The 8,475-nt window shown below is 40.3% G+C and carries 9 protein-coding genes and 1 pseudogene; 3 read left to right on the top strand and 7 right to left on the bottom strand.

All coding sequences use genetic code 11. The features are described 5' to 3' along the window. Positions 1-115 precede the first annotated feature (115 nt). From AC973_RS09280 to AC973_RS09255, 6 genes are all read right to left on the bottom strand, one after another. Positions 116-334, bottom strand: coding sequence for a hypothetical protein (locus tag AC973_RS09280; RefSeq protein WP_048729869.1), 219 nt, complete (start codon positions 332-334; stop codon positions 116-118). An 84-nt stretch (positions 335-418) separates the two neighbouring features. After that, on the bottom strand, positions 419-1,429 hold the full coding sequence (gene tsaD / locus AC973_RS09275; RefSeq protein WP_048729866.1) for a tRNA (adenosine(37)-N6)-threonylcarbamoyltransferase complex transferase subunit TsaD: 1,011 nt from the start codon (positions 1,427-1,429) through the stop codon (positions 419-421). Between the two features lie 34 nt (positions 1,430-1,463). Next, the gene (rimI, locus tag AC973_RS09270) at positions 1,464-1,958 is read right to left on the bottom strand and encodes a ribosomal protein S18-alanine N-acetyltransferase (RefSeq protein WP_048729864.1); all 495 of its coding nucleotides are present in this window, start codon (positions 1,956-1,958) and stop codon (positions 1,464-1,466) included. Between the two features lie 3 nt (positions 1,959-1,961). After that, positions 1,962-2,585, bottom strand: coding sequence for a ribosomal protein S18-alanine N-acetyltransferase (gene rimI, locus AC973_RS09265; RefSeq protein WP_048729862.1), 624 nt, complete (start codon positions 2,583-2,585; stop codon positions 1,962-1,964). Beyond that, positions 2,554-3,312 (bottom strand): tRNA (adenosine(37)-N6)-threonylcarbamoyltransferase complex dimerization subunit type 1 TsaB, encoded by a 759-nt coding sequence (gene tsaB / locus AC973_RS09260; protein WP_048729859.1) that lies wholly within the window; start codon positions 3,310-3,312, stop codon positions 2,554-2,556. The genes rimI (AC973_RS09265) and tsaB overlap by 32 nt, the downstream gene beginning before the upstream one ends. A 472-nt stretch (positions 3,313-3,784) precedes the next feature. Then, complete coding sequence (locus AC973_RS09255; protein ID WP_048729857.1) at positions 3,785-5,218, bottom strand: MFS transporter; 1,434 nt, start codon at positions 5,216-5,218, stop codon at positions 3,785-3,787. Positions 5,219-5,613: 395 nt separating this feature from the next. On the opposite strand from AC973_RS09255, the gene AC973_RS09250 reads away from it, so the two are divergent. From AC973_RS09250 to AC973_RS09240, 3 genes are read left to right on the top strand one after another with little or no spacing between them, the layout of a single operon-like run. Next, a complete protein-coding gene (locus tag AC973_RS09250; protein ID WP_048729855.1) occupies positions 5,614-6,540 on the top strand; it encodes a VOC family protein in 927 nt (308 codons plus the stop codon). A 14-nt stretch (positions 6,541-6,554) separates the two neighbouring features. Beyond that, positions 6,555-7,172 carry an alpha/beta hydrolase gene (locus AC973_RS09245; RefSeq protein WP_048729853.1) on the top strand — a complete coding sequence of 206 codons (618 nt, stop codon included), beginning with the start codon at positions 6,555-6,557 and terminating at the stop codon, positions 7,170-7,172. Between the two features lie 23 nt (positions 7,173-7,195). Then, entirely contained in the window at positions 7,196-7,468 is a 273-nt protein-coding gene (locus AC973_RS09240; protein ID WP_016898092.1) for a DUF896 domain-containing protein, read from the top strand. Between the two features lie 156 nt (positions 7,469-7,624). Here AC973_RS09240 and AC973_RS10210 read toward each other — a convergent pair. Continuing rightward, positions 7,625-7,903: pseudogene (locus AC973_RS10210) on the bottom strand (PTS transporter subunit EIIB); the annotation flags it as partial. Positions 7,904-8,475 lie beyond the last annotated feature (572 nt).

Raw genomic sequence — 8,475 nt, 5'->3', positions numbered from 1 at the left:
AAAAAACGTATTCGTGTGCTTTAAAATTATTTACCAACACTATTTGTAAAAGAACCAAAAAAAGCACATTTCTGTGCTTTTCATTTAATCATCTTAGAAAAAATATAGCCACTTCCTAAAGACTAAAGGCCCAGTATAAAAAGACTAATCCTGTTATTACAGCAATAATCAAAAGAAAGATAATAATGTCAACGAAAGTATCCCTAGGATTATCACGAATCCGATCTGGTTGTTCTTTAAACCGCTCTTTTCGTCGCTGCCTAGCAGAAAGCTGTTCTAGGCGATTTCGGTCTCCATGTTTATCTTGCGCATTCATTTTTCTTCTATTAAACATTGCCCCACCGCTTTCTCTTTCTCACTCGATTATAAATTGCCTTCTATATATAAAGAAAACTTACCTTGCTTGAAAATATTCTACCTATGATAAGCTCATACCTGGTTTAGCATCCAAAGCTAAAGAAGCAAATTGTTGTGTTTGGTATAAAGACTCTGCTGCAGCACCTATCATCGCCGCATTATCACCGCAAAGGCTTAGTGGTGGGAACTGTAAGGTGACTGGACGATCTAATCCTTCAACTGCTGCTGTTAATTGGCTACGTAAACCTTTGTTGGCTGCTACACCGCCTGCAACCAGTAAGTGGTTGATTTCTGGATATTGGTCTAAGGCAGAAATTGTCCGACCCACTAATTGATCAAGTGCTGCTGCTTGGAATGAAGCTGCTACATTGTTCATATCAACCGTTTCATTCTTTTGTTTGGCATTATGCATATGGTTGATTACAGCAGACTTTAAGCCTGAAAAAGAAAAATCTAATGTATCTTCACCCTTCATAGCTCGCGGATATTGATAAACATCTTCCCCTTCATGAGCCATCTGGTCAATGATTTTCCCACCTGGATAAGGCACTCCGATGACACGGCCAATTTTATCGTAAGCTTCCCCTACAGCATCATCACGCGTATCACCAATTGTTTCAAAATCATTTTCCCCGCGCATAATAACTAGTTCAGTATGACCACCGGATACAACTAAAGCCATCAATGGATAAACCATTGGTGAAATCAGTTGATTGGCGTATATATGACCAGCCATATGATTAACCCCGATTAAAGGTTTTTGATGAGCAAATGCTAAAGCTTTTGCTGCCGTAACCCCAATTAATAATGAACCGACTAGGCCGGGTCCTTGGGTTACTGCGACAGCGTCCACATCTTCCCAGGTCGCGTTACCTTCATTCATAGCTAGGTCGATGATTTGAGTAATTTGTTCTACATGATGACGGCTGGCGATTTCAGGCACGACACCGCCAAACCGCATATGACTTTTAATTTGACTTGCGACAACGTTGGACCGCATGTCTGTCCCGTTTCGGACGATGGCTGCGGATGTTTCATCACAAGAAGATTCGATTGCTAATATTGTTGCCATAGCGAGATGGCTCCTTTCACTTAGTTGTTATCATTTAATTATTGTTTTCTAGAATTCGTTGGTAAATAATGGCGTCGTCTAAGTCTACAGGATAATAGTTGGGACGACTAGCAATTTGTTTGAAGGCTAGTTTTTCGTATAGTTGTCGCGCAGCTTGATTACGGCTCCGGACTTCAAGGGTCACGATTTTACCCTCGTTTTTGGTAAAATAAGTCAGCGCTTCTTCAAGCAAATGTTGGCTTAGTCCTTGGCGACGATAAGCCGGCAAGATGGCGATATTGAAAAGTTCAACGTCGTCAAAAATCAATTGAAAATGCGCTACTCCAACAACCGATAAGTTTGCTGGATCGCGCATAATAAAGAAATGATGGTATGGGTTAGCCAGGCTGGTCCCAATGGCTTCTGCGGTCCAAGACAGGTCCCCCTGAAAGGCTTGGTGCAAGCCAGCGTGGAGATCGGTAGCCATTTTGCCTAAATCTTTAGGGTCTTGAGTTTTAGCCCATTGATAGTCTAGATGGTCGATTTGCACGGGTTACACCCCTTCGACAATTTCGATTTGCTCGACATTAATTAGGGGCGCTAACCGCATTTCGAAAGCATCTTCGTCATTATCAGAGTAATAGTTCTCTTTAGTATCACTTTCGTAAAATCCAAAACGTTGATAAAAACGTTGTGCACCGTGGTTTGAGGCTCTGACTTCAAGGGACATAGCGTTGCGGTCCAGTTGTTTAGCACAGTCGATGGCCCGGTCCAGTAAGGCAGACCCGATACCGATAGATTGGTAATCTGGATTTACGACTAAGTTTGAAATATGGACATCCGTCCGGTCACGGCGACAGCCAATAAAGCCTACTAATTCTTCACCTAAGAAGGCTTGGATGTAATAGGTATTAGGATTTTGGGTCATATCATACAAGAAGTCACGTGCTGTCCAAGAAACGACTTGATGGTAAGCGCGATATTCAACATCAACCATTTGATGAATCACTGTCGTATCTTGCACAACAAAAAAGATAGATTGTCCATCTGGTAAGGCGATTGATTGTTTGTCTAATGTTAAATCAGCTACTAGAGATTTTTTCATGGTAAATAACACCTGTCGATTAAAATTTTTGAAAAATGCTTTAATTTGTTCTCTCCACGTACGTGCCTTCATCCGCCTTAGCCTCCTCAGGATTTTGAGCGACCCAGTTTTCTTCAGCTTCTGATAATTTTGCGTAATCCGGAATAAATGTATCGACGTCCACTTGTTTCAGTGGTAGCGCGCCTAAATGTCCTGCATGTATTAAACCAAATTCATTTGGGAAAATGATTGCCCGGTCGCCAAATAGGGCTTCAATGTCTTGGCGGAAGGCTTCAATATCAGGGCTGATAAAATTCAGCGGTAAGCTTTGTAAGTCCGGATTGTCTTTTAAGTAGGCCTCAACCTGGTCTAAAAACTGGGTAAATTGGCCGTGCGATGTTGTGAATAGTGGCGTGAAACGGTTGCCTTCTCTAAGGTAAACAGTCGCAAAAGCCGTCTTTCTTCTGGCATCGATGAATGGGACGATTAAAGCTGGGCCACTTGTTGCTTGCACGTTGCCCGCTAACGCCATCAAGGTTGGTAAGGTAAACAAGGGAATGTTTAGAGTGTTGGCCATGGTTTTGGCTGCTGTTACCCCAATCCGCAATCCTGTATAAGAGCCTGGTCCCTCTGTAACAACAATGCCTTCAAGGTCAATTGGTTGCCAACCGATTAATTTGAACATACTGTCAATTAAAGGGAGCAACTGGGTTGAATGTTTAATTTTGGTATTAGTGGTCGTTTCTGTCACAACCTGGTCCCCATCACGTAGGGCGACGCTAAGAGCTTGAGTTGATGTATCAATTGCTAAAGTTTTCATAAAACCACCTTTTTAAAATTTGGAGGTGCGATAAAAGTCGTTAAGAGTTGCACCGTGCTGGACCAAAAGCCACATAACACTGCAAGCGGTTAAAGTATTTTGTGAAACGCAGTACTTTCTGGTTTGCGGAGCCTGATATAGTTTTAGACATCGGTCACACCTTTGTATCGGAACTGGATTGCACCCTTTTTTCACACTTGGTCGAGTTCGATTCTGGCACCCTGACGTCAGATCTCGCACCCTTTTTAGTTGAGCTCGCCAGGGCAGACAGGTGTCCGCTTCAGAATAGTTTGTTTCACACTTTGTGTGATACGGCACTATTCTTCCATCGTCTCCTGTCTAAACGCCCTGTCTCACATCCTTTTTCTTAGTATATCAAATTCTACCTTTTAAATGTAAAAATAATTGACGTTCTTATAGGTTTTACCCTATTTGACCGTCAATTGTTTTTATTTTTATTTGTATTTAAGGTTTAACCATTGTCAATTGTATGACCTAGGTCTTTTTGCATTTTGTGGTAGTCTTCTTTTGAGATGTTGAATACTAATAAGTAAGCAATAAATACCAAACCAAATCCAAATAATGGGAACAGGATTGACATGTTGTAGATTGCACTCACATTTGATGCGGTCCAAGTTGTTGCATTATTCAACTCTAATGAAGGTGCTGAGAATGCAATTAATAATGGTACGGCTGCAGATGAGAATGCTGTACCGATTTTACGACAAAAGATATATGAAGAATATAACGATCCGTCTGAACGGAAGCCTTGTTTCCATTCATTGTAGTCAATTGCATCTGAAATCATTGCCCATGATAATAATTGGAAACCGAATGTAAACATATTCGCGACTGCCATCAAACCAATCCAAAGGTAAACATTTTCCACTGGGAATAATAACATTGTTCCATAGATTACCAAGCTACCAAGTAAAGGTGCGATGATGACTTGGCGTTTACCAAATTTACGCACCAGTGGTGTAATCATGAATACCCCAATCGCTAAAGGTGCAATTTCAATAAGGGTGAACCATGAGAATAATGAGCCATCGTTGTATTTAACTTGTAATGTCATTTGGTGTAATTGTGATGCTGAGTAGATGAAAATTGTTTGTGCTGTACCGGCAATAATTTGGGCGATTAAGGCCCGGTTTGAGAATAATGTTTTGAACGTTTTGAAGATTGACGGTTGGTTTTTGATTTGTGCCATATCTGGCTGTACACGTTCTTCTACATTCGAATATAACAAGAAGAATGAGATTAAAGCGACAACCCCTAAACCTAACATTACTGGGAACATTAATTGTCCTTGGAATTGTGATACGACTTGTCCGTCGACTACTTTATCTTGATATATGATTAACGGAATAATTGCTACTGGTAATTTAGCAACCCCTGCACCAATTGAACGTGCTGTAGAAAGTTTTGTACGACCTTCAGATGAGTCAGTTACTACTGAGTTTAAAGTACCATAAGGGATGTTTACTAAAGTGTAAGCAAAGTCCCAAGCCACATAAGAAATGGCACAGACAGCTAACTGCACACCATAGCCCATTGATGAGGTATCAAAGTACATAAAGGCTGAAATGATGGCTAGCAATGGACCCCCAACTAAAATGAATGGTTTATACCGGTCACCTTTAAAAGGTTTAATCCGGTCAGAGAAATAGCCAACCAATGGATCATTCACCGCATCGAATACACGTGTCAGAATCATTAAGGCAGCAAAGTGTGTCGCTTCAATTCCAATGTAAGATACATAGAAAATTGTAAGGTAGTAAGTTACAACAGAATAACTTAGATTACAACCAAAGTCTCCAAAAAAGTAACCAATAATATCACGGAAGCCAAATGGGCGCTTATCAGTTGCATCCATCGTCGCCGAGTTTTCGTACGAGTTGCTCATACTATTCCTCCTGTGTTTACGAAATTTACCTTCTGCACATTGTTACAAGGCTATTTTACCAAATAAATTTGATAATTTTATTAAATATTGCAATTTTACATAATCTTCACAAGAAACTAATATATATAATAAAGTATACTGCTTAAGAATTTTTTTCTGTTTGAATAAACGCTTATAAAACTCAAAGAAAAAGACTTATTGATAGGCGATACAAACTTATTATTTGCCTATATTCTTGAAGCTATCATATAAAAGATATATCCATTACTTGATTCGAATTCGAAAGAATGATATACTCAATTTATAAATTAATTCGAATTAGAAATACCAACCTAAAAATGATTACTGATTTTTACATTGCTAATCCAAAACCCTAATTTTAAGGAGGATTTCCTGTGCCTGAAATCATTGAAAAATTGCACCATATCACTGCTATTGTTGGAGCCCCTAACCAAGTGTTGGCATTTTACCGTGACATCCTGGGTCTTCGTTTAGTCAAGAAAACCCTAAATTACGACGACCCTTACACTTACCACCTATATTTCGGTAACAATGAAGCTGACGCCGGGACCATCATTACCTTCTTCCCTTGGGAAAATAACCACCTTGGTCAATTGGGTGACGGTCAAGTGGCGACCACTTCTTTTGCTATTCCAGCTGGCAATTTAGATTTCTGGGCTAACCGCTTGGAAGCCAAAGGCATTCAATTTGCCCGCGGTAGCCGTTTTGACAATGAAACAATTCTCGTCAAAGATTTCCATAATTTAAATATTGAGCTGGTTGAAAAGGATTGGGGTAAGGCCAATACTTACGCAGTCGACGACATTACGCCTGAAACAGCTATTCAAGGTTTTGCTGGTGCGGTTTTATATAGTCACCGCCCTGACCATACGGTTGAATTGTTCGACCAAGTTTTCGGTTGGCATAAGGTGGGCGAGGACAGCCAATATATTCGTCTACAAGCACCTGGTGAACGGAAGGAATGGCTAGATATTCGAAAAACTGCTGATTCTTTTGGTAAAATGGCTATCGGTACAGTTCATCACATCGCCTTTGAAGTGGCGGACGAAGAGGCCTTAAACTATTGGCTAGAAGTGGCCCAACAACGTGGTTACCACACTAGCGATATCAAGAACCGTGACTATTTCAAATCCTTATACTTCCGCGAGCGCGGCGGGATTTTGATTGAATTAGCGACTGCTGGCCCAGGTTTTACTTGGAACGAGACGTTTGAAGAACTTGGTAGCCAATTATTCTACCCAGCCAAACATGAAGCGATTATCGACCAAATTAAAGCCAACTTGACACCCCTAGATTTCTAAAAAGGAGTTCATCTATGAGTTACGAATATATTTATCAAGCAGCAGAAAACCAAGCTGAAGCCAACACCCTACTACTTTTACACGGTACAGGCGGAACTGAGCACGACCTACTAGACATTGCCCAATTTATCGATCCCAATGCCAACATCCTATCATTGCGCGGTAACGAGCCTGAAGGACCCATGAATCGTTTCTTCAAACGCCACGGTGAAGGCAACTTAGACATCGAAAACTTGAAATACCATGCCAAAGACCTGTATAATTTCATAGGAGCCTTGGCAACGGAAAAAGGGTTCGATCCAGCTAAAGTAGTGCCAATTGGTTATTCAAATGGCGCAAATATTGCTGGCGGTGTTTTATACCTATTTGACAACCCTTTTAAGGGCGCGATCTTACTCCACCCCATGGTGCCATTTAGAGATGGAACTATGCCTAACTTGACCCATACACCTGTCTTTATTGGTGCTGGTTTCAACGACCCAATCTGTGCACCAAGCGAAAGTGAAGAACTTAAAACCAGCCTAGAATCAGCTGGTAGCCCAGTTACCCTTCATTGGGAAAACTACGGCCATTCCTTATCTATGCCTGAATTACAAGCAGCGAAAGGATGGTACGCTACCGCTGTTGGCTAATACAAAAAAAGGAATGATAATCAATGGATTCTGATCAATTATTAAAACGCATTAATGAGCTAGCTGCTAAGAAAAAAGCTGGCACGATCACTGAAGAAGAACTAGTTGAACAAAAAGAGTTGCGCCAAGTTTACTTGAAACAATTCCGTTCAGCCTTCAACGACATTATTTTAAACACGCGGGTAATCGACCCTGAGGGTACTGATGTGACACCGCAAGCCGTTCGCGACGCCAAGAAAAAACAAGCCCATGAACAAGAAACAAAAACTGAAGATTCAACAAATATAGATAAATAAAAGCTAATTATCAAAAAGATGGGTATCACCTAGCAAACCGGTGATACCCATCTTTCTATTAAATTAAGCTAAAATATTAGCACCATTTGATTGAATGACGTCACGGTACCAGAAGAATGAGTCTTTACGTGAACGGTCGAAGGTACCGTTTCCTAGGTCATCTGCGTCTACTTCACCACCAGTAGCAAAGTTAACAACTTTCAAGACTTCTTCATATACCTCTGGTACGTGGTTCCCAATGACTACTTGGTATTATCCACCAGCTTGCATGACTGTTACCACACCATCACGTTTCTTCAAATACTCTGTATTGGCTTTGCTTTCGTCTTTTAAATAGAAACGCAAACGCGTCACACAATGTCTAACTTCCTTAACATTTTCCCTGCCTCCGACTTTATCGACAATGTCTTCTGCTAATTGTGTGTATTTCGCCATTTTCTCTACTCCTCTTCTTTTATAAAACCTAACTGACTATACAAAAAAGACCAGAGCATAAAAGTATAGCTATTAGTCCCAAGACTAATCTGCGATAACTTTGATGCCTGGTCTTGCCGGCCGAGCCGTAACTAATCCAGTATACAGAGTACTTGTTCTTTATCTAATTGCAATATTACCTCGAATTGAAAGCGTTGTCAACGCATTTAGAAAACGTTTTCTAAATATTTTAATAAACCATAAATTCGGTTGACACGAGCAGCATAGAACATTACTTACATTTTTATACCTAGATAACGTGCAAGTTCATTTGACATATATTTTTTTCATTGGCTACCTTTAAAACTCTGAGTCCGATTGTCTTCTGTCACATTTTAACAATAAAAAACACCCTCATCGCTTTGAGGGTGAAAAAGGAAAAAACAAAAATGAAAGGATGATGCAATCTATTAGAGGTCTAGATTGCCTCAAAAACATTATAGCATGGTTCAAATAAAAATGAAAGCCTTTTTATGAAACGTTTTCAATGTTGCTACTATAGGATTTCTCTATCATTTGTGACCTAGTGCGTC

It is taken from the genome of Carnobacterium sp. 1290_CSPC, assembly GCF_001053265.1.
GTDB classification, from domain to species: Bacteria; Bacillota; Bacilli; order Lactobacillales; family Aerococcaceae; genus Aerococcus; species Aerococcus urinaeequi.
The sequence above is the reverse complement of the archived record's forward strand: the minus strand, read 5'-3'. Positions and strand labels throughout refer to the sequence as shown.